This is a genomic window from Limosilactobacillus urinaemulieris, assembly GCF_014838745.1.
Taxonomy (GTDB): domain Bacteria; phylum Bacillota; class Bacilli; order Lactobacillales; family Lactobacillaceae; genus Limosilactobacillus; species Limosilactobacillus urinaemulieris.
On the sequence record NZ_JABUXR010000001.1, the window covers coordinates 99685 to 121149 of the forward strand.

Annotated in this window: 16 protein-coding genes, 3 pseudogenes and 1 riboswitch; of the genes and pseudogenes, 17 read left to right on the plus strand and 2 right to left on the minus strand. The window is 36.6% G+C overall.

Features of this window, described 5'->3' with window-relative positions:
* Positions 1 to 9: 9 nt before the first annotated feature.
* A complete protein-coding gene (gene dapD, locus HUK45_RS00505; protein ID WP_191910607.1) occupies positions 10 to 720 on the minus strand; it encodes a 2,3,4,5-tetrahydropyridine-2,6-dicarboxylate N-acetyltransferase in 711 nt (236 codons plus the stop codon).
* A 36-nt stretch (positions 721 to 756) separates the two neighbouring features.
* Positions 757 to 2067 (minus strand): diaminopimelate decarboxylase, encoded by a 1311-nt coding sequence (lysA, locus tag HUK45_RS00510; protein WP_191910608.1) that lies wholly within the window; start codon positions 2065 to 2067, stop codon positions 757 to 759.
* A gap of 91 nt (positions 2068 to 2158) precedes the next feature.
* A riboswitch (Lysine riboswitch) is annotated at positions 2159 to 2338 on the minus strand.
* 199 nt (positions 2339 to 2537) lie between these two features.
* Here lysA and HUK45_RS00515 point away from each other — a divergent pair.
* The 17 genes and pseudogenes from HUK45_RS00515 to HUK45_RS00595 all read left to right on the plus strand — a co-directional run bounded on the left by HUK45_RS00515 (position 2538) and on the right by HUK45_RS00595 (position 21324).
* A pseudogene (locus HUK45_RS00515) lies at positions 2538 to 3846 on the plus strand (NCS2 family permease).
* 510 nt (positions 3847 to 4356) lie between these two features.
* The gene (locus tag HUK45_RS00520; protein ID WP_191910609.1) at positions 4357 to 5718 is read left to right on the plus strand and encodes an aspartate kinase; all 1362 of its coding nucleotides are present in this window, start codon (positions 4357 to 4359) and stop codon (positions 5716 to 5718) included.
* 14 nt (positions 5719 to 5732) lie between these two features.
* A complete protein-coding gene (gene dapF / locus HUK45_RS00525) occupies positions 5733 to 6722 on the plus strand; it encodes a diaminopimelate epimerase (RefSeq protein WP_191910610.1) in 990 nt (329 codons plus the stop codon).
* A gap of 198 nt (positions 6723 to 6920) precedes the next feature.
* Positions 6921 to 8036: a tyrosine-type recombinase/integrase gene (locus HUK45_RS00530; RefSeq protein ID WP_191910611.1), complete on the plus strand. Its 1116-nt coding sequence runs from the start codon at positions 6921 to 6923 to the stop codon at positions 8034 to 8036.
* A 99-nt stretch (positions 8037 to 8135) separates the two neighbouring features.
* Entirely contained in the window at positions 8136 to 10238 is a 2103-nt protein-coding gene (locus HUK45_RS00535) for an LPXTG cell wall anchor domain-containing protein (RefSeq protein WP_191910669.1), read from the plus strand.
* Between the two features lie 130 nt (positions 10239 to 10368).
* Positions 10369 to 11034 (plus strand): annotated as a pseudogene (locus HUK45_RS00540) (DUF4422 domain-containing protein); the annotation flags it as partial.
* 113 nt (positions 11035 to 11147) lie between these two features.
* The gene (locus HUK45_RS00545) at positions 11148 to 12044 is read left to right on the plus strand and encodes a capsular polysaccharide synthesis protein (protein ID WP_191910612.1); all 897 of its coding nucleotides are present in this window, start codon (positions 11148 to 11150) and stop codon (positions 12042 to 12044) included.
* A 10-nt stretch (positions 12045 to 12054) separates the two neighbouring features.
* On the plus strand, positions 12055 to 12732 hold the full coding sequence (locus tag HUK45_RS00550) for a YveK family protein (protein WP_191910613.1): 678 nt from the start codon (positions 12055 to 12057) through the stop codon (positions 12730 to 12732).
* Between the two features lie 15 nt (positions 12733 to 12747).
* Positions 12748 to 13368 (plus strand): annotated as a pseudogene (locus HUK45_RS09475) (sugar transferase).
* A gap of 15 nt (positions 13369 to 13383) precedes the next feature.
* Positions 13384 to 14538 (plus strand): glycosyltransferase, encoded by a 1155-nt coding sequence (locus tag HUK45_RS00560; RefSeq protein ID WP_191910614.1) that lies wholly within the window; start codon positions 13384 to 13386, stop codon positions 14536 to 14538.
* A 9-nt stretch (positions 14539 to 14547) separates the two neighbouring features.
* Positions 14548 to 15045 carry a serine acetyltransferase gene (locus HUK45_RS00565; protein ID WP_191910615.1) on the plus strand — a complete coding sequence of 166 codons (498 nt, stop codon included), beginning with the start codon at positions 14548 to 14550 and terminating at the stop codon, positions 15043 to 15045.
* Positions 15046 to 16278: a hypothetical protein gene (locus HUK45_RS00570; protein WP_191910616.1), complete on the plus strand. Its 1233-nt coding sequence runs from the start codon at positions 15046 to 15048 to the stop codon at positions 16276 to 16278.
* A gap of 1 nt (position 16279) precedes the next feature.
* Entirely contained in the window at positions 16280 to 16816 is a 537-nt protein-coding gene (gene xrtG, locus HUK45_RS09780) for an exosortase family protein XrtG (protein WP_102169317.1), read from the plus strand.
* Positions 16817 to 16844: 28 nt separating this feature from the next.
* Entirely contained in the window at positions 16845 to 18275 is a 1431-nt protein-coding gene (locus HUK45_RS00580) for a lipopolysaccharide biosynthesis protein (protein WP_102169318.1), read from the plus strand.
* A 79-nt stretch (positions 18276 to 18354) separates the two neighbouring features.
* Positions 18355 to 19488, plus strand: coding sequence for a THUMP domain-containing class I SAM-dependent RNA methyltransferase (locus HUK45_RS00585; protein ID WP_191910617.1), 1134 nt, complete (start codon positions 18355 to 18357; stop codon positions 19486 to 19488).
* Positions 19489 to 19636: 148 nt separating this feature from the next.
* On the plus strand, positions 19637 to 20992 hold the full coding sequence (locus tag HUK45_RS00590) for a TIGR03111 family XrtG-associated glycosyltransferase (RefSeq protein WP_191910618.1): 1356 nt from the start codon (positions 19637 to 19639) through the stop codon (positions 20990 to 20992).
* Positions 20968 to 21324: a 6-carboxytetrahydropterin synthase gene (locus HUK45_RS00595; RefSeq protein WP_102169321.1), complete on the plus strand. Its 357-nt coding sequence runs from the start codon at positions 20968 to 20970 to the stop codon at positions 21322 to 21324. The genes HUK45_RS00590 and HUK45_RS00595 overlap by 25 nt, the downstream gene beginning before the upstream one ends.
* The last annotated feature ends 141 nt before the right edge of the window (positions 21325 to 21465 follow it).

The following is a 21465-nucleotide window of genomic DNA, read 5'->3' on the forward strand; positions in this document are numbered from 1 at the left end:
TTTGCGCTCCTATAACTTCCGCAAGTCGTCTTCTAAGCCGGTCTTACTTTCAGTCTTAGCATCAACCTTTTTGACAAACTTAGCTGGCACTCCGGCAACCATTGTATGTGGCTCAACGTCATGGGTAACAATTGCTCCCGCAGCCACAACGGCGCCTTCACCAACATGAACTCCTTCAATAACCACGGCATTAGCACCGATTAATACGTTATCGTCAATCCGCACTGGTTGGGCTGAAGCAGGTTCGACAACTCCGGCAAGGACGGTTCCAGCACCGATATGACAATGCTTACCGACAATTGCTCGGCCACCAAGGATTGCGCCCATATCAATCATCGTGTCGTCACCAATTTCAGCACCGATATTAATCGTTGCTCCCATCATGACAACAGCATTATTTCCGATCAGGACCTTATCACGAATGATTGCTCCCGGTTCAATTCGGGCGTTAATTCCCTTTAAGTCAAGCAAAGGAACCGCAGAATTGCGACAATCATTTTCAATATGGTAATCAGCAATCAAATCAGCATTTTCTTTCAATAATGGTTCAACCACCGACCAATCACCAAAGATTACACCAGTATGATTGTCAACAAATGATTGAACTTCTTCTGGAAAGTTAATTTCGCTTAAGTTTCCTTTTAAATAAACCTTTACGGGCGTCTTCTTGGGAGCATTGCCAATGTAGTTAATAATCGCTTGTGCATCTAATTCAGCCATTGTTGTTACCTCTTTCTTCCTATTATTTATTAGTTATTATTGTTGATATTTACGATCCAAGTGAACCAAATCAGCTAAGGACTCCCGCTCAATCACAAGCTGGGCCTTACCGTCTTCAGCAAAGACAACTGCCGGTCGGGGATTACGGTTATAATTTGAAGCCATTGAATAACCATAAGCACCAGTATCAAGCATGGCAAGAACGTCACCTGGTTGAGTTTCCGGTAGGCCTTGATCCTGGGCTAAAATATCACCAGACTCACAGTACTTTCCGGCAAGACGGACATGTTCCTTGAGCGGTGCTTGCGGATTACTTGCCAAAACAGTTTCGTATTCGGCTTGATAGAGCGCTGGCCGAATATTGTCACCCATCCCCCCGTCAACCGTGACGTATGGTTTCAAACCCGGTACATCCTTACGGGAACCAACCGTATAGAGGTTATATCCTGCTGGTCCAACAATTGACCGTCCTGGTTCAATCCAAATTGCCGGCATCGAGAGTTCTTTTGCAACAGTTTCCTTTTTAATTGCCTTAATGATGGCATCAACGAATTCTTCGGGTTTGAGAGGGTGGTCAGCAGCGACATAACGAATCCCAAAACCACCACCAACGTTAATTACCTGTGCTTCATAGCCAAACTCATCTCGCCAATGAGCAGCAACTTCAACTAACTTCTTTGCCACGCCTTCAAAGCCTGCTAGTTCAAAGATTTGCGAACCAATATGAGCATGAAGACCACGCATCTTCATTCGCGGATTAGCCAGAACCTTTTGCAATGCTTCATCTGCTTGACCAGATTGAAGATCGAAGCCAAATTTGCTATCAACTTGCCCGGTTTGGATGTATTTATTTGTATGAGCTGAAATCCCGGGAGTGATTCTTAGCATTACATCAACGGATGCATTTCGTTCTTCAAGTACCGCGGCTAATAATTCAATCTCATGGAAGTTATCAATCATGATTGTCCCAACATGGTGGTCGATTGCCATTTCCAGTTCTTCACGCGACTTATTATTACCATGGAAACTTACTCGTTCCATCGGGAAGTCAGCCTTAATTGCTGTATAAAGTTCCCCAGCGGAAACAACATCAACGTGGGCTCCTTCGGCTGCTGCAACCTGATACATTGCAATTGCGGCAAAGGCCTTACTTGCATAACTGACTGCATAGTCAACGTGATTAGCATCAAATACTCGCCGAAAGCTACGAATTTGCTGCCGGATTTGGGAAACGTCATAAACAACCAGTGGCGTTCCGTATTCCTGAGCTAGTTCAATTGAATCACAACCACCAATCATCAGATGTCCCGCGTCATTCAATTGGTTAGCAGTAATTTGTTGGTTCATACTTATTCCTCCATTACTCATTCGGGGAAAACAAAGTGATAAAATGCATCCACTGTCTGCGCGAAGACAAACAGTGGATGCATTTTATCCGTTTTGTCGATAGCGCAACGTGGGCTGATATTGTCCCACGACAGTCCGTAACTTATTCAGCCACGCCCCAGTGCCTTAACCGTGCCAAGTTAAGTACTTCGGCGACCGCCCTGTTCATCAATTCTCATTGCTTGGCAGGCTAAAATTGATTACTGGTGTTGGCCGCGCCTCTTCGATTTATAAATATAATAAAGTTATTAGATTAGAATGTCAACGGAAACATTAAATTTTCTCATATTTATTTAATTAAGTTTCGTTTTCAATTGAATATTCCTTTCATATTTAGTCAATCTTCAAGTTCGGCAATCATTAGGCAGGATTCTGTGATATTCTAGTAGGAATAAGTTTTTAAATTTGTTTAAAGAAGAGGAGAATTGATCGTGTTAGAACGGATCTTTCATTTAAGTGACGCTCATACCACCGTCAAGGGCGAATTAATCGCTGCCCTGACGACTTTCGTGAGTTTGTCATATATTCTATTTGTTAACCCGAACATCCTGCATGCTGCGGGAATTAATAAGGGGGCTGCCTTTACGGTTACCGCAGTCGCAACCGCAATTGGCTGTTTCTTAATGGGACTAATTGCCAACTACCCAATTGCCTTAGCGCCAACGCTAGGAAGTGCCGCTTTCTTTACTTACAATGTTGTTATTGGGATGCACATTAACTGGCAGACAGCTTTAGCCAGTGTCCTCGTGGCCTCATTCCTGTTTATCTTAATTACAATCTTGAAATTGCGGGAAAAAGTGGTTGATGCAATTCCAAAAGACATCAAATACGCGATCTCTGCCGGGATTGGGCTATTTATTGCCTTCATTGGTTTACAGAACGGGAAATTAATTGTTAACAACTCGTCATCACTAGTAGGTCTTGGTTCATTTGGTAACCCAGATGTTTGGTTAACCCTTTTTGGTTTAATCCTAACCGTCATTTTAATGGCTACCCGAGTACCGGGGTCAATTTTTATTGGAATGATCATTACCGCTATTTTTGGGATGTGCATCGGTCAAATCCCACTACCTCATGGAATCATCTCAACAGCACCAAGTATGGCCCCGACATTTGGTCACGCCATCTTCCACTTAAAGGACATTAATACACCACAACTATTTATGGTTGTCCTCACCTTCCTGTTAGTTACCTTCTTTGATACCGCAGGAACACTGATTGGAATGACTCAACAAGCTGGCATGGTTGACAAAAACGGGAAGATTCCTCGGATCGGTAAAGCCTTCCTTTCTGATTCTCTTGCCATGGTTGAAGGGGCAATTTATGGTACCGCACCACTAGGAACTTCCGTTGAATCCAGTGCCGGAATTGCTATGGGTGGTCGAACTGGTTTAACCGCCGTCTTTGTCGGTATTCTATTCTTGATCTCCATGATCTTTAGCCCCCCTACTAGCAGTAATCCCAACAACGGTCACCGCACCAGCATTAATTATTGTCGGAGTCCTAATGGCAAATAACCTGAAGTACATTAACTGGGATCGCTTTGAAGTGGCCTTTCCTTCCTTCCTTGTTGTGGTCGGAATGCCATTAACCTACTCCATTTCCGATGGTTTAGCCCTTGGAATGATCGCTTACCCAATCACCATGATTGCTTCTAAGCACCATAAGGACGTCTCCCCAATGATGTACGCCCTCTTCGTTATCTTTATTCTGTTCTTTGCAATAACGAATATGAAGTAGAGGGAAGTGCGAGCTGGGTAATGCCTTACGGAAGGCTAGCAATTTCTCCTGACGAAGGCGACTTGCGCCTCGGAAGGAGTTTGCTAGTCCTAGTAAGGCACTAGCGAGCACATTATGACTCTGCCGCCTAGAATCGTTAGTTCTAGCAAGTCCCTGGGGAACATGTTTTAGCTATGTTGCCTTAGACACGTTATGACTAGGTTGATTTCAGCCTAGTCTTTTTTGATCTCTTTATGGGGACTTAAGTTGTGCCTCACACTCTAATCCGAAACGTATTTGCCCAAGTTTTTTAGCTGTTACATGGTTAAGATCTGCTCGCCGTGACCGCAATCTCCGTCTGACTATCCCGTCCTTGATTGCGAACTAATCATCGTCCGGGATTCCTTAGTACTCGATTGCTAGTCCGTCACGGCTCGCACTCTAAATTTTTCTCTTGCATATTTATCAATCAATGTTAAAATTCGATTAAAAAGTTTGCGTGGGGTTCTCATGCAAGAAGGAGAATTGAGAATGAAAGTAGTTAAGTTTGGCGGTAGTTCATTAGCCGATGGGGCCAGCTATGAACACGCAATTAAGATTATTACGAGTGATCCTGAACGTCGAATAGTGGTTACTTCAGCCCCTGGGAAGAGAACCACTGATGATATTAAAGTAACTGATCTCCTGATTAAATATGCGCACGCGATTATTAGGAATGACGAACAAGAAGCAATGGTCGTTCGGAAGAATATTCTTAGTCGCTACCAAGCAATTGCGGACTACTTTGATTTACCTAGTGGTCAAATGCAACCGCTGGCTGATCGCCTTGCTAATTTACCTAATGGGGACTACCCGAATAATAATTACCTACTGGCCGCGTTTAAGGCTCACGGTGAACGATTAAACGCCGAATTAATGTCATTGGTTCTTAACCGTCTTGGATACCCCTCCCGCTTCGTCACTCCTGAAGAAGTTGGCTTAAAGGTTGCTGGGACACCAAATAATGCAACTGTGATTCCGGAAACTTATGCACGGTTAGCCAACTTCTCATTCAGCAAGCACGACATTATTGTTTTCCCTGGTTTTTACGGAATCACGCTTGCCGGTCACATTGCAACCTTCTCTCGAGGTGGTTCTGATATTACCGGAGCGATTCTTGCACGGGGACTACATGCTGAAATGTATGAGAACTTTACTGATGTTGACGCGATCTACTCTGCTAACCCAAATGTTGTTAAGGATCCGCAACCAATCACGAAAATGACCTACCGTGAAATGCGAGAGCTTTCCTATGCGGGCTTCTCTGTCTTCCATGATGAAGCGTTAATTCCAGCAATCCAAGGAAATGTTCCAATTAACGTTAAAAATACTAATAATCCTGAAAAGCCGGGGACCCTGATTGTTCCTGATCATTCGTTCCAACCAACTGATATTATTACGGGGGTTGTTAGTGGAAAGCACTTTGCGGCTTTATACTTACATAAATATCTGCTAAACAAGGAATCTGGGTTTACCTTACGCATTCTGGAAATTCTCGCTCGTCATGACGTTTCATATGAACACATGCCATCCGGGATTGATGATATTACAATCATTTTCGATAAAAAGGAACTTGATGATGAACTAGTTGATATTATCTGTAACGAAATTCAGGAAGAAATTAATCCTGATCGTTTGGAATGGATTGATAATTACGCGATTACGATGGTTGTCGGCGAAGGAATGCGTAACCGGACTGGCGTTATTAATGATATTTTGAATCCCATCGCTGAAAAACATATTGCAGTACCAATGATTAATATGGGGGCTTCCCGAATCGCAATTATGATTGGGACATATAACCAAGATGCTGATGCTGCAGTTCGCGCAATTTACCACCGCTTTTTTTGTTAACTAGGAGGAAAGTTATGACTGAATTATTAAAAGTTCATGGTTCTCAAAATCGTTTCTTTATTCTGGACCAAACAAAACTCCACCAGGAATTAACCGATAATGAATTAGTCACCCTTGCTCGACAAATTACCAGTAAAAAGAATGGCCTCCTGGATGGTGCTGACGGTGTGTTAGTAGTCAACCGCCCTGTCCGTGAGGGTGCTACGGCACAAATGCGGGTAATTAACGCTGACGGTAGTGAAGCATCGATGTGCGGTAATGGATTGCGAACCGTTGCCCGGTATGTCGCCGAACGTGACGGCCTAGATGATTTTAAGGTTGATACGATGGATGCCAGTCTAAGAGTCAGAAAGCAACCCGCATTAGCTCCTGGCGTACCAGCATTTGCCGTTGAGATTTCACCTGTTCGCTTTAATAAGGAAGCTTTACCCTACGATCACTTAGGTCACGAACGCTTGCTAAATACTCGTGTTCCGGAACTTCTTCCTGGGTTCCGTTTTTCGGGAATTGCCGTCCCTAACCCACACTTAATCTCATTTGTCGATGAAAATGGCTTCAAGGAATTGGGGCCATTAGGCGAGTGGCTTAATGGTGAAAATCCCTACTTCTCAGACGGGGTGAACGTTAACTTTGGTCATATTCTTGGGTCAAACAAGATTTTTGTAAAAACTTATGAACGTGGTGTGGGCTTTACGAATGCTTGTGGTACGGGGATGTCTGCTACTTCGCTAGCCTTTGCCCTGATTCATCCTGAATTAGCTAGTTTTGATGAACCAATTACCGTTTTTAATCCAGGAGGAATGGTCCGGACAATTCTTCACCATGAAAACCATTGTTACTGGATTGAACTAATCGGGAATGCCACTTTTACTCACCGAATTGAAGTCCCTGAAGACTCATTGCACAATGCAACAGTTACGGATCAAAATTCTCAAGTAGTTCCTACTGGCGAACAAGAAGGCTATCTTAAATTCATTAACGACTTGGATAAACCAGAATTTTAAATAATTATCCATTTAGGGCTTGCGATACTATCAGATAGGCACTATAATGTAGATGTTATAAAAAGTTCTGGGATCCAGTAATTTTACAGTTCTAGAAAAAAGAGACGTGATGTTTGGTCACGTCTCTTTTTTTATTTTACAAATTGTTTACATCCTATTCACAATAGGAAGTAATCTTAAAATGAAAGGAACTTAACTATGTGGATAGAAAAGCGTTCAGCCAAAAGTTTTAAATTTGTCGAACAATATAAGGATCCCCTTACAAACAAATTTCACCGAGTTAGTGTCACATTCTCACGTAATACCACTCATACCCGAAAAGAAGCCAATCGTGTTTTGACAAAGAAAATTCATTCTCGGTTACGCCACTATGGTATTGTAAGCATTAAATCAAACATAACATTAGGCGAGCTTACCATTGAATGGCTACAGCAATTAAAAAGAAAAGTTAAATTTAACACATTCCAGAATAATAAAAGTCGAACTAAGGGGATTATTTCATTCTTAGGAAACGATGCCCTAATTCAGAAGATTTCACCATCGCTTCTTTCAAATTACATTGACTTTCTCATTCAAGTTAAGAATTATCATAATTCAACTATTAGGAAGTTTAAGGGAACGCTGAATTCACTATTCAAATACGCTATTAAACGCCAATATCTAGCACAAAATCCCTTGAATTACGTTGATATCGACTATCAAAGTCCTGAATATAAAGAACGACCGGAAGAAAAATTTTTAGACGATTATGAGTTAGAAGAAGTTCTTAACTATATGTATAAACGCTCCCCGCATTATGGACATTTTTGTGAATTCCTATATTTAACCGGTCTTCGCTATGGAGAAGCTGCTGCACTAATCCCTGCAAATATTCAAAAGGATAGTTCAGGAAAACCATTTGCAATAATCAGCGGGACAATTGTCAATGGGAAAAGGCAATCTTCCCCTAAAACAGCTAACAGTTGGCGAAATGTTTCTCTTACCGAAAGAGCATTGAGAATCTGTGAAGAAGAAAGTAACTATCGTTCAAAAAAAGTTGACTTTATTTTTTCATCAGAACAGGGAAATTACCTTGGAAATACTGTACTAAATCTTTGGTTAAGACAAGCAAAAAAAGATTTAAATATCCATAAGCAGCTTACACTTCATACCTTTCGTCATACCCATATTTCTAAACTGGCAGAATTAGGCGTTCCACTATACCTTATTCAAGCCCGCGTTGGTCATAAAAATGCTGAAACTACTAATAATATCTACCTTCATGTGACACGAAAGGCTGAACACTTGTTAGACCAGAAATTAAAGTATCTTTAACTCCCCTTTTATCCCCCTATCATTATCCTAATCTTAATTACCCCTAGAACTATTAGGATTCTACCCTCTCTTTGTTTATTCAAAGGGAGGATTATTATTATGGAAAACCGTAATAATGCTTTACATTACAAGATGTACAAGTCTGGTAAGAGCATCGTTTATGCTGGACTTGCTACTACTGCCGCTTTGGCAGGTTTAGTATTAGCTAACACTAATGCTACTGCTGTTCACGCTGATGCTACACCAGCTACTGAACAAACTGCTACTCCAGCAGCTTCTACTGCAACTTCAGCACAAATTTCAGCTGCTCAAAAGGCCGTTTCAGATGCTAGCGACCAAGTAACTTCTGCTTCTGCAGCTGTTAACTCTGCTGAACAACTCAATTCAGGTGTTACTGCTGTTAACTCAGCTAACCAAGTATACAAAGATGCATTGGCTAACCAATCTAATGCAACCAGTGATTGGGTTGACGCTGTAAACAGTTTCCAAAATGCTAATAGTGCTGCTCAAGAAAACATTGATTTTGCAGCTCAACACGCTGGCTTTGATGCTAGTTCTAAGAATGCTGCTTCACAAGCAACCGCATTTTACAATGGTGTAGTTTCTGACAACACTGCTGTTGCATCACAATCACAATCTGACTATGATGCTGCATCTGCTTCAGCTAAGAGTCTTCAAACTCAATACAACGTTTCATCAGCTAATGCACAAGATCTTAGTGATAAGGTTGGTGCTATCCAAGCACAAATGGATGCTGCAGCAGTTGCTGGTGACAAAGATTCACTTGCTGTTTTAGGTGGTACTAAGCAACAACTGCTTAACCAATTAGCTACTGCTAATGCTTTAACTACTTCTAAGCTTCAAGACGAATTGAAGAAGCAACAAGATATCATGGCTTACCACAAGCAACACATCGCTGACGCTAACGGTGCAATTGCTAATGCTAAGAAGGCCATCGCTAATATTGCTGCTGCTAAGTCAGCTGCTTCTGAATTAAATGCTGCTGTTGCAAAGAAGGACGCTGCTAACAAGGCTGTTGTTGCTGCTGAAAATGCTTATGTTAAGGTAATGAACAACTACAACCTTCCTAATAGTCAACAACTTCAAAAGTTAGAAGATAATGTTGCTAGCGACGCTACTTTGGTAGCTGCTGATAACAACACTATTAGTGCTGCTCCAGAATACGCTGCTTATAGTGCAGCTACTTCAGACGTTAACAGCCTTTCAGCTAAGGTTTCTAACCAAACTGCTGCTGTTTCAGATGCTCAAGCCGCTGTAACTTTAGACACTGCTGCTGTTTCAGATGCTCAAGCCGCTGTAACTTTAGACACTGCTGCTGTTTCAGATTCTAATACTGCATATAACAGTGCAGTTGCTGCTCAAAAGGCTCTTCCTTCTGATGCTACTGAAGAACAACAAATTGCTGCTCAAAAGGCTGTTAACAATGCATATGAAGCACAACAAAAGGCCTTACAACAATTACAAGTTGATTCAGCAAAGCTTGGTACCGCTAAGAAGACTCTTCGTGATTACAACAAGCTATTAGATGCTGCTAAGAAGGCTCAATCTGCTGCTAATGCTAAGTTTACTGATGCCAATGGTAACCAAAACAGCATTGCTAATGTCCTTGCTGCTAAGGCACAACACCAAGCTGCTCTTGATGCTGCACAAGCTAAGTTAGATGCTGCTAAGAAGAACCTTGCTTCAGCTAGTGATGCACAAGCTGCTCTTGATGATGCAAATGCTCAATTAACAGTTGCTCAACAAGCATTGAAGGATGCGCAGACTAATTACCAAAACGCTTTAGATGCTTTGAAGGCACTTCAAGGTAACACTAACCCTGATCAACCAGACCAACCAGTTACTCCTGATACACCATCAGACAAGCCTGGTCAAAACACAGGTGATAACACCAATAACACTAACAAGGATGATGTAGCTCCTAACTTTACTGGTGAAAAGAACGGTAACTACTACGTAAATGGTAAGCAAGTAACTAAGGCTGCTTATGATGCCCATGTTGCTAACCAATCACTTGCTACTGTTAAGGCACCAACTAAGAGTGCTAGTGCTGCTGCTACTGCTAACGATTCCAAGGCATTGCCACAAACTGGTAACGAAAATGCTTCAGCTGTTGTTGCACTAGGCGCTGTTTCTGCAATGTTTGGTCTTGGCCTTGCTGCTAAGAAGCGTGAATTCTAATTACCTCCCGAGATAACTAGAATTATATTTGTTCGTACTAATAAGGAAAGGTCTCAAGCAATAACTTGAGACCTTTTTTTCGGGATACATATTTAAGATTGATGGTGATGAAATAATGGTTGTTTACGTAATGACCCATAAAGAGTTAGCAATTAATTTCCCACAAGATTATCAGCCAATTATGTTGGGATCAACTAATAAAGTTGTTCCCAAGCAGTACTTACGCGATGATTTCGACCAAAACATTTCTTTAAAAAATGATAGTTATTGTGAACTCACAGGCCTTTACGAGATGTGGAAAAATTCTGATGAAAAATATATAGGACTGGTTCATTATCGTAGATTTTTCCTTGATCGGGATTATCATTCCCGCTTTTTCTTATACTGTCATTTATTTATAAACAGTAATTTGAAATTAGAGCCGATTCCAGAAAAACAACTAAAGAAGTATATGCAAGATTATGATTGGATTGTTTCAACACCTGAAATCGAATTTGGAAAAAGCTTATGGAAACATTGGGGTAAATATCACCATATGAAAGATATAGAAGTCACTGAAAAAGTAATAGCACAACTATATCCAGAATATCTGGATTCTTTTAACCACATTCTTAAACATAATAATAAAATGTCTCCATTCAATATGTTTTACACAAGTAAGGATCAATTAGATGAATATGCCAGGTGGTTATTTTCTATTTTGGAAGCAGTGGAAGAAAAAGTTGATATTTCCAACTATGATACGTACCATCGACGGCTTTTTGGTTTCTTAGGTGAGGAATTATTTAATGTTTGGCTTTATCACCATAGTAAATTAAACATTAAATATCTGACCGTGTACAATACACATCTCTCAAACAGAAAAGAGATCCTCAAACGTTTCCAAGATCGGGGGGGCGTATTAAGTAGATGGAAAATTTGTCATTTCTTCTTGCAAAAGTTCTATATAGACTTCCATTCTTTGATGAGGAAAGCAGAAAATTTAATAATTATCGTCATAACAAAATTAATAAAGAGCTGTTGCCAATATTTGAAGAAGCATATCAACAGACTAAAATTCAATCTTCTAAGAGAACTGATAGTAAAAAATCAGAAATTATTTGGTTCTTTTGGTGGCAAGGAAGGGAATCGATGCCTGAATTAGTTTCAAAGTGTTACCAATCAATTTTAAGTAATTCAGGAAGATATCGAGTTCAGTTAATTACTAAAAGTAATATCAATAATTACATTAAAATTTCAGATCAAATAAAAAGGAAGCTAAGTGAAGGAGCAATTTCATTAACCCATTTCTCTGATATTGTCCGATTTAAGCTTCTTGAAGAATATGGTGGCCTTTGGCTTGACGCAACAGTTTATGTTACTAAATCACTTGAGACCACTGATATAAGTAACTTATTCACTTGTAGTGGCTACCCAAAGAATAAAAACTTTAACATCGCTAAAGGAAGATGGACTGGATTTTGTATTGGCGGTCCTAGCCGAAACCTATTGTTTGTTTTTATGAATAAATTCTTTGAAGCGTATTGGAATAAGTATAGTTACCAGTTAGATTTCTTTCTAATTGATTATGCTCTTAATTATGCATGGGAAAAAGACCTAAGTGACTTTCAGACTATAACCAGAAAGTATCAAAATTTTGATCCCCAAATGTTTAACCTTCTTCCGATTTTAAATAAACAATTTAATGATGAAATAGCAAGCCAATTAGTAAAAGACAGTTTTATTTTTAAACTTTCTAATCGCAAAAAGATAACCAAAAATAATAAAAACTTTTTTACAAATCTTTCTAAATTACAAAATAAGTGAGGAAATTACTGTGGATACAAGACGTCAATATGATCATCGTAAGAATACCGGTATGAGTTTTCAACAGTTTATTGATATATGTTTCAAGAAATTCTGGATTTTTATTCTTTGGGCAGCGTTAATTGGAGGATTGGGATTTACACTTGCAAAGTATGCTGTGACTCCTCAATACTTAGCAACCACTGAGATATTAGTTAATCAACAAAGTAATAAAAGTTCATCACAAACTTTTGATAATCAACAAGCTGATATACAAATGATCAATACCTACAAAGATTTAATAACTAGTCAAAGTCTCTTAAGAAAAGTTAAGAGTCAACTTGCTAATCCAGATTTAATGGCAACCAAATATAAATCTAATGAAACTTTCAATGTTTCAATTAAAAAACTAAAAAAATCGGTTGATGTCACAAATACACAAAATTCTCAAATGTTTACGATTAATGTTAAGGCACCCCATGCAAAAGAATCCGCAATTATGGCGGATGTGATTACTAATGTTTTTAAAAATGAAATAAAAAAATATATGCGTGTTAATAACATTACTGTAGTTTCACACGCCTATGTTCCTCTTCAACCATCATTCCCCAATATTAAGTTATTTACCATAGTTGGTGCCATTGTAGGTTTTATTTTGAGTTTTGTAGTTGTTTTAATTCGCGAGTTAGTTAAATCTGGTGAAGATTGAGGTAGAAACAAAAAAATGATAACTCAACAGAACAAAGTGGATTTAGGAATATATCCGAAATATATAAAAAGAATTTTGGACATTATTTTAAGTTTTCTTTTGCTTATCATATTTTTGCCATTGTTTATTGTTAGTTCACTAATTATAAAGCTCACATCACCTGGCCCAATCTTTTTTACTCAAATTCGAATTGGACAAAATTCTGCAAAGTTTAAAATTTATAAATTTCGTACGATGTCAATTAATGCACCGCATGAAAAGTCTACCGCTGAACTATCAAACGCAAAAGATTACATTACAGTACCGGGAAAGTGGTTAAGAAAGACAAGTATTGATGAACTCCCTCAACTAATTAATGTTTTCTTAGGTCAAATGAGTCTTATTGGTCCATGACCACTTATTGACTCGGAGAATCATGTAAATAACTTAAGACACGAAATTGGAATCGATCATTTAAAACCAGGAATTACGGGACTTGCTCAAATAAACGGAAGAGATTTGCTTAGTGATGATGCAAAGGTTAAATATGATGAACAATATTTTAACAATATTAGTTTCATGATTGATCTAAAAATATTTTTCAAAACTTTTAGTAAAGTTTTGAAACGAAAAGATATAAAGGACGAGACAAGATAAAAGGTGGTGAATTTTATGGGTTCAAATAATGTATTAATGGTCGCAAATACTGCATCAATGATTAAACTTTTTAATATAAGGAATATTAAAATACTCCAGTCTCTAGGATATAAAGTTTATGTTGCTGCTAATTTTTCACAACCTGGAACAATTTCCTCTGAGGAAGCCAATAAGTTCAAAGAAGAGCTTCAAAAGTTAGATGTTAAATACTTTAATGTGCTATTTCCAAGAGGTATTGGTAATCCAATTAAAAATTATCAGTTAAAAAAACAGCTTTGTCACATTATAAAAGAATATAAAATTAAAGCAGTTCATACCCATGCTCCGTTAAGCAGTATTATTACACGACGTGCAGCTCACAAAATGAGAATTAAATGTATGTATACTTCTCATGGATTTCAATTTTTTCATGGTGGTCGTTTAAAAGACTGGCTTTTGTTCTATCCAATTGAATGGTTCTATGCCTACTGGACTGATGCATTAATCGTAATAAATTCTGATGACTATAAAGTTGCAAAACATCTTCCAGTAAAGAATATTTATCATATTCCTGGCATTGGCGCAGATATTAAAAAGTCAATTAATCTGCCGACTAAAGAAAGAGAACATATTCGTAATGATAAAAGAACAAAATTACGTATAGCTAAAGATGATTTTTTAATTTTATCAGTTGGAGAACTTACTAAAAGGAAAAATCACTCAACTGTAATTAAAGCAATTGCAAAACTAAAGAATCCCAAAATCAAATATATCATTGCCGGAATTGGACCTGAAAAGCATAATTTACTAGATATGATAAAGTCACTAAAACTTGATAACCAAGTTCGATTATTAGGATTTAGGAAAGATATTCGTGATTTGTATTTAGCAGCTGATTTAAATGCCTTTATTTCAAGACGTGAAGGACTAGGGATGGGAGGATTGGATGGAGTAGCATTAGGTCTTTATACAATCGGCACGGCAAATACCGGTATTAAGGACTATGTTTCTGAACCTAATAATGGAATCCTAATTAAAAATCCGTTAGATACCGATGAGGTCTCTAATGCTATAAAGCAGGTTATAAAAAATAGACCTATTACAAATGCCAGTGAAGGAAGCTTAATGAAATTTGATAAGAGTAATGTTGATCGTTTGATGAAAGAAATATATATTCGCGAATTAAGGTAGGAAAAATTAATGACTTTTTTGAATGAAATCAAGAAGAATCCAGGATTACTGCCTAAATTAGTAATTTTTATATATCGTTTTGGTAATTTTACGTACTTTCATGTGCACATTCCGATAATCAGACAAATCCTTTATTTAATTTACAGATTATTTGATTTGATTTTTTTAAAATTATTTCTGAATTGTGATATTCCTGGATCAACGAAAATTGGACCTGGGTTTAGAATATTTCATCCCTATGGAATTGTAATTAACACCGCGTCAGTAATTGGTAAAGATTTTTTAATTCGTGGGGAAACTACCATTGGTAATAAAGGGACTTCTGATGATTGTCCAATTATCGGTGATAACGTTGAAGTAGGAATGGGCGCAAGAATTATTGGCGGGATAACAATTGCCAGTAAGACTAAAATTGGTGCTAATGCAGTAGTTACTAAGTCATGTCAACCTAATAGTGTACTAGTCGGTATTCCTGCACATAATATTCAAAGAAAGAGAGAAAAGTAAATGTTCGCGGTCGGTTATTTACTAACTATTTTAATATCTTTAGCTATCTTTCTTTGTGTTAGATCAAGTCTAAGTGTGAAAGTGTTTATCGTAGCCATGCTATTCATGGTGTTTTCTTTTCTTATTATTCCCAAACTTGATAGTAAAGTAGATGCTTTACAGTATTTTTCATCATTAGATGCTATTAGAACGGCACGGATTAACCATGGATTGACTGAAGCGTGGCGAGTTATCAACACTAATCCTACTGATACTAGTAATTCTATTAATAGTGTAATGTCTTTTAGTGCAACCCCAGTTATGGCACTGGTTATGCTGGGGATGTCTTATTTTCCAGACATAGTTCTATTATCAGTGGTTTGTTTTATTGACTACTTCTTTGCATTAAAGATTATCCAATTAGTAGTTGATAAAAATAAATTGTCAATATCGTATTATTGCTTTGGATTTATTATCTTTTGCTGTATTTTCGCATACAGCATTGCGGTGAGCGGAATTAGAAATAATATGGTTGGAACAGTGTTTGCTTATTTTGCTCTTAAATATTTAGAGAATGAACGAGTCTTTTTTTCGTGGTCAACCATTTCTCTCCTGCTGATTATAATACTTCTGAGTTTGGTTCATCCGTATACTTTGTTATTAGGGCTATTGCTTTTATTGGTGATCATTTTTTGGAGATATAAAACGATATTAAGAATCATTGACGGATTAATGCTTCTTCAAAGTTTTTTCCAAAGGGCAATTATAATGCTACTAATTCCATTAGCAGGTATTCCTTTCTTTTCAAGTATTATTCTTAAAAGTAATCAATATCTAGGGAAAAATGCGACTATTTTAATTTCTTCTACAGCAAATTTGTTTCGAGATATTGGAAGATTACTAATATTTGGTTTATTACTAATAATCACTTTATGGGTAAAACAACAATTTATTGACCGTCGTTATATAGAATTTATAATAATCTTCTTCTGCTTTGCCTGTGGCGCTTTCTTTGATCAGTTGCTTTTCGAGAGATGTATGTTGGTATCATTACCAATTATCTTGCCTTTAATCATTGTTCTACCAGCTGAGTTTAGTTCTGAATTAAGAAGTAATGAGTCTATATCGTTAAAAACGGTTGCTATTTATATAATGATGATAATTCTTTGTTTATATGCAGGATTTTGTCTTGTTGATAATCTTCGAGCTGGTACTTCATACTATGAATTATTCACTTTTGTTGGGAAATATTAATATGACAGTGTTTGGAATAGTCATTTTACTATGGTTATATTTGCTTTATGTTCTTAAGAGAACAAAGTTAAACGCATTTTTCTTCATAGTTGGTAGTATTGGGTTGTTCCTTATTATTTTAACTTTTAAGGATTTTTTTATCCAAAGCTCGATAAAATCAGTTCTTTATACTATGAAATCTCTATCTTTCTTCTTCAAAGGATATTCAATTAGTATGTCCCGTGATTTTGTAAGCTTTTATGATTCTAAAGTAAAGATTACATATGAATATACTGGAGTTATTGAAATAATCTCACTGGAAAGTTTACTATGCTTTTTTCCAATATATACTGTTTTAGAAAAAATTATTATTGGCTTTTATAGCTGTATTTTGATATTTATAGCCACTATCCTTAGACTACTATTAATTATTTATCTAAGTCGCTACCTGAGTGAAACAATAACCCAGCTTATTATTTGTCGCTTATTATTCTATGTATTTATTGTTGTCGTCTTTTATGAAGTATTTACTCGTCCGCAAATTATTAGGTGGCATTAGATCACTATAGAGTTAGGTTGGTAATAAATTGAAAACGAAGAACAATTTTATTAAAAGTGTGTTCACAGTTATATTTAGTAATATTTTTATTTTGCTAAGTGGTGTTTTAGTTGGCTTTGTCTTACCTAAAATAATGGGTGTTGATGAATATGGTTACTATAAGCTCTTTATGCTTTATGCAACGTATATTGTGTTGTTGTATTTTGGCTTAGCTGATGGGATGTTAGTTAAATATGGCGGACAAGATGATACTCAGATAGACAAATTCAAAATACAATATATAACAAAATTCTTTATAAAAATGGAGATAGTAGTAAGTGTGGTAATGTTTATTTGCTGTGCTTGCTTTTTACAAGGCGAATATAGGCAAATCTTTTTACTTCTTAGTATTTTTACCTTATTAAGTAATATCGTAACCTATTACCGATATTTGGCTCAGGCTATGTTGAAATTTGATTTGATTAGTCGGGTAAACATGTTGCAATCACTTTTGACATGCTTGATTGTTATAATCTGTTTTTCAATCGTTAAGCTTAAATTACTATCTCCATTACCAGCAGTAGTTTATTTGATTCTCTTTTTAGTTGTGTTTCTAATTCTATTAATTGTTTTACACAGTTCATTAAAAAAGACACTTTCTATAAATAAAAAATTGCTAAGAGAAACAGTAACGAACAAGTCTATAGTTGAACTCTTTAAGTTAGGAATTCCTGTTGCAATTTCTTATCAGATAGGTACATTTATTCTCAATATAGATAACCAACTTATTTCAATGTTTTTTGATAACCGTTTATTTGGTATTTATTCATTTGCTTATAGCCTGATTTCAATAATTTCTACTGTGATTGTTCCAATATCAACAGTGATTTTTCCCTTTTTGAATCGTCAAAGTGAAAATACCGTAATGGGGCAATATAGCTTTAATACAGCTATTTTGTTCATTTTTATATATGCTTCTCTAACTGTTTATTATCCTGTTCGACTTTTTATTGAGTGGTATCTACCAAATTACGATGAATCTTTAATATTTTTCCGTTTATTGCTTCCAGGTGTTGGTGTTTCTAGTTGTATCTCAATATTAGTTTTTAATTACTACAAAGTTATTAAGAAATCTAATGTTTATCTTGTTCAAGGTATTGTAACTTTAATTGGCTCACTTGTCCTTAATTTAATTGGGTATTACTTGACTAAAAGTGCTATTGTCATTGCAGTCATCTCCTTAATTGTTCTTTTTTGTTGGTACGTTTTTACTAATACTTATTTCATTCAAAAGTACAAAATTGATTGGAGAAAGAACACTTTCTATCTTGGAGGAATGATTCTAGTTTTTGAATTAACCACACAGATCAGTAATATTTGGATTTCGTTAATTATTTATCTTGTTATATATACTATTTTGACTCTTTGTGTTTATCATGTTGAATTAAAAAGAATACTAAAAGTTTTCTTAAAAAGATAAGTTAGATTTATAAAAAAATAAATAGTCTAATATATGGTAAAATTACAGTATTACTAAAGAAGCGTAAGGAGTTCTTACTTTGCAAGAATATCAACTAATAGCGACTGCTGCTTCTGGAATTGAAGCACTGGTTGGTAAAGAATTACGAAACCTCGGTTACGATACTCGAGTAGAAAATGGTCGGGTACGTTACATCGGGACAATTAAAGATGTCTTAAATACAAATATTTGGTTACGGACAGCAGACCGGGTCAAAATTATTGTTGGTGAATTTGAAGCCAAAACATTCGAAGAGCTTTTTGATCGAACTGAAGCTTTACCTTGGGAAAACCTATTACCTGTTGATGCCCAATTCCCAGTAGAGGGTAAAAGTCATCATTCACAATTACATAATGTTCCCTCAGTTCAAGCAATCGTTAAGAAAGCAATTGTTCGTCGATTGAGTGATGTTTATCACCGGCGAACACGTCTTCCGGAAACCGGTGCTCTCTACCCACTAGAAGTAGCTATTAATAAGGATCATGTAATGCTAACGCTTGATACTACTGGTGACAGTCTATTTAAGCGTGGCTATCGAAAAGCAAAGGGTGGTGCACCATTAAAGGAAAATATGGCAGCTACCCTGGTAATGCTTGCCCACTGGTTCCCTGATAATCCATTTGTCGATCCAGTATGTGGTTCGGGAACTATTCCAATCGAAGCAGCTCTATATGGTCATAACATTGCTCCAGGAATTAATCGTTCCTTTGTTTGTGAACAATGGACCAATTTGGTGCCAGACGGCTTAGCCGATGATGTTCGTGACGAGGCAGATAGTAAGGCCGATTATGATGTTGAACTGGATATCCATGGTTATGATATTGATCAAAATATGATTGATATTGCCCAAGAGAACTGTCGAGCAGCCGGGCTAACCCACGACATCACTTTCAAACAGTTAGCAGTTAAGGATTGGCATACCGATAAAATCAATGGTGTTATTGTTGCCAACCCTCCTTATGGTGAACGACTAAGTGATAAAGAAACCGTACATGAGCTTTATCGCCAAATGGGAAAGATTTACCGACCAATGACCACCTGGAGTAAGTATATCCTAACGGCAGACTTGGAATTTGAAAAATACTACGGTGCCCCAGCAACCAAGAAACGTAAACTCTACAATGGTGCATTAAGAACTGATCTTTTCCAGTATTGGGGAAAGAAAAAGCGTTAGAGTTTATTATTTCTATAACCATTCATAATTAGTAATATTAATCAATAAAATAACTCAGAGTACTTTAAGGTACAACAGAGTTATTTTTTGTTTCAGTTATTTTGTTATAACAAAATATGTGAACCTTTGAGAAGGGAGAATGAAATAAGTGTTTTTATCTGGAATCATCGTTGAACTTGGCTTTTGGATCTCTTGGCTTCTACTCCCTTTGATTTATGAATTTCTTCCAGCGTTATATGGTTTTATTACGTTAGGAATAGCAGGAAGAAAATTAGGAAAGTTGAAGAGACTAAATTATTTGCCTAGAATATCATTGATAATTCCAGTATACAATTCTGAGAATACTATTTATAACTGTATTCGCTCGGTTGCTGATTCAACTTATCCAGATCACCTAGTTAGTATTATTGTGGCGAATAATCAAAGTATTGATCGCAGTTTTAGTGAGTATCGTCGAGCCCATTTTGAATTTCAACAGTTATTTATGCAGTGGATAGATACTACTAAAGGAAAAGCGCGTGCATTGAATTCTGCAATCTATCGTTCAAATGGTGAATATATTATTCACATAGATAGTGATGGACAACTGCAAAAAGATGCATTAATGAATATTGTTAGAGCATTTGAAAATGATCCTGAACTTGATGCACAGACTGGCACAATTCTCACCCAAAAGGACTCAATCAAGAAAACTAGGAGTCCATTATTAAAGTTCCTAAGAGAAAATGAATACTTTGAATATGCTCAGTCTTTTTTAGCTGGTCGTGCAATTGAGTCTCAAGAAAATCACTTATTTACAATGTCAGGAGCTTTTTCAGCTTTTCGCCGAGAAAAACTTCTTCAAACAAAGCTGTATAATATTCAAACTGTTGGTGAAGATATTGATATGACTTTTCAAATTCGTTATCAACTTAAGGGAAAAGTTGCATTATGTCCTGAGGCAATTTTCTATGTTGAACCACTTGATAATTTAGGTAAATTATATACTCAAAGGCAACGATGGCAACGTGGTGAACTAGAAGCAATTCACTATTATATGAATAAAAAACAATTGAGTCTAAAGAACATATTTAAGAACTTTATCGTTCGCCGTTTAATTATGGATCATACAATTTTATTTTTGCGGATTATCTGGATGGCAGCGTTCCTTGTTTTAATTCCGTTTGGTTATTCTCTTAAATTAATTCTGATATCTTTTGTAATTTTGTATCTGCTCTATGTCTTTATTTGTTTACTAAATTTTATTGATATTCAATATTATTTACGCTTTTTTCCGGAGGAACGTCATTACTATGTATCAAAGTTTTATATACTAGTAACCCTCCCGTTATATTACATGTTGTGTAGCACTATTCAGTTTATTGGGATCATTAATTCAATGACTGAACCTGCCGCCTGGAAAGTTGAATCCTTTAGCGCTGAAATGAAAGAAATAAAGAAAATGTTTAGAAAAGATTTAAGGAGAATTTTCAGAATAAAATGGAAAACGAAACATACAGATTAACTTTTTTTCTTAATGCAACTCATATGGTAGTTATAGATGGTAAAAGTTCATCAATTCACCCTCATACGTTTGAAATTAACTGCTTTATTAAAAGCAAAAAAATTATTGCATTTGAAATAATGGAGGATAATATCAATCAAATCCTTAATCAGCTCAATAATCAATACTTAAACGGGCTTGAAGCATTTCAAAATATTATACCAACACTAGAAAATCTAACTAGGCTTTTATATAGAGCAATGAGTGCTAATCTGAAATCGGTTAGTTGTAGGTTAGTAAAACTTGAAGTATCCGAATCACCGGTAAGAACTTTTATGATTGAAGCAAAATAAGGCTCTTAAACTCTAAGGGCTTGTTGCTATTAATTTTCGTAATCTTTCTTGATTTAAGCGCTGGGCTAGTATATAGGTTAACTATTTCCCTTTAATACTGCTAAAAGTATTTGCAGTAATTTGATAACTTACTCAATCGTC

What these genes read in the sequence shown, in the direction of transcription:
- dapD (WP_191910607.1), bottom strand. Translation starts at nt 720, where the DNA reads ATGGCTGAATTAGATGCACAAGCGATTATTAACTACATTGGCAATGCT.
- lysA (WP_191910608.1), bottom strand. Translation starts at nt 2,067, where the DNA reads ATGAACCAACAAATTACTGCTAACCAATTGAATGACGCGGGACATCTG.
- HUK45_RS00520 (WP_191910609.1), top strand. Translation starts at nt 4,357, where the DNA reads ATGAAAGTAGTTAAGTTTGGCGGTAGTTCATTAGCCGATGGGGCCAGC.
- dapF (WP_191910610.1), top strand. Translation starts at nt 5,733, where the DNA reads ATGACTGAATTATTAAAAGTTCATGGTTCTCAAAATCGTTTCTTTATT.
- HUK45_RS00530 (WP_191910611.1), top strand. Translation starts at nt 6,921, where the DNA reads ATGTGGATAGAAAAGCGTTCAGCCAAAAGTTTTAAATTTGTCGAACAA.
- HUK45_RS00535 (WP_191910669.1), top strand. Translation starts at nt 8,136, where the DNA reads ATGGAAAACCGTAATAATGCTTTACATTACAAGATGTACAAGTCTGGT.
- HUK45_RS00545 (WP_191910612.1), top strand. Translation starts at nt 11,148, where the DNA reads ATGGAAAATTTGTCATTTCTTCTTGCAAAAGTTCTATATAGACTTCCA.
- HUK45_RS00560 (WP_191910614.1), top strand. Translation starts at nt 13,384, where the DNA reads ATGGGTTCAAATAATGTATTAATGGTCGCAAATACTGCATCAATGATT.
- HUK45_RS00565 (WP_191910615.1), top strand. Translation starts at nt 14,548, where the DNA reads ATGACTTTTTTGAATGAAATCAAGAAGAATCCAGGATTACTGCCTAAA.
- HUK45_RS00570 (WP_191910616.1), top strand. Translation starts at nt 15,046, where the DNA reads ATGTTCGCGGTCGGTTATTTACTAACTATTTTAATATCTTTAGCTATC.
- xrtG (WP_102169317.1), top strand. Translation starts at nt 16,280, where the DNA reads ATGACAGTGTTTGGAATAGTCATTTTACTATGGTTATATTTGCTTTAT.
- HUK45_RS00595 (WP_102169321.1), top strand. Translation starts at nt 20,968, where the DNA reads ATGGAAAACGAAACATACAGATTAACTTTTTTTCTTAATGCAACTCAT.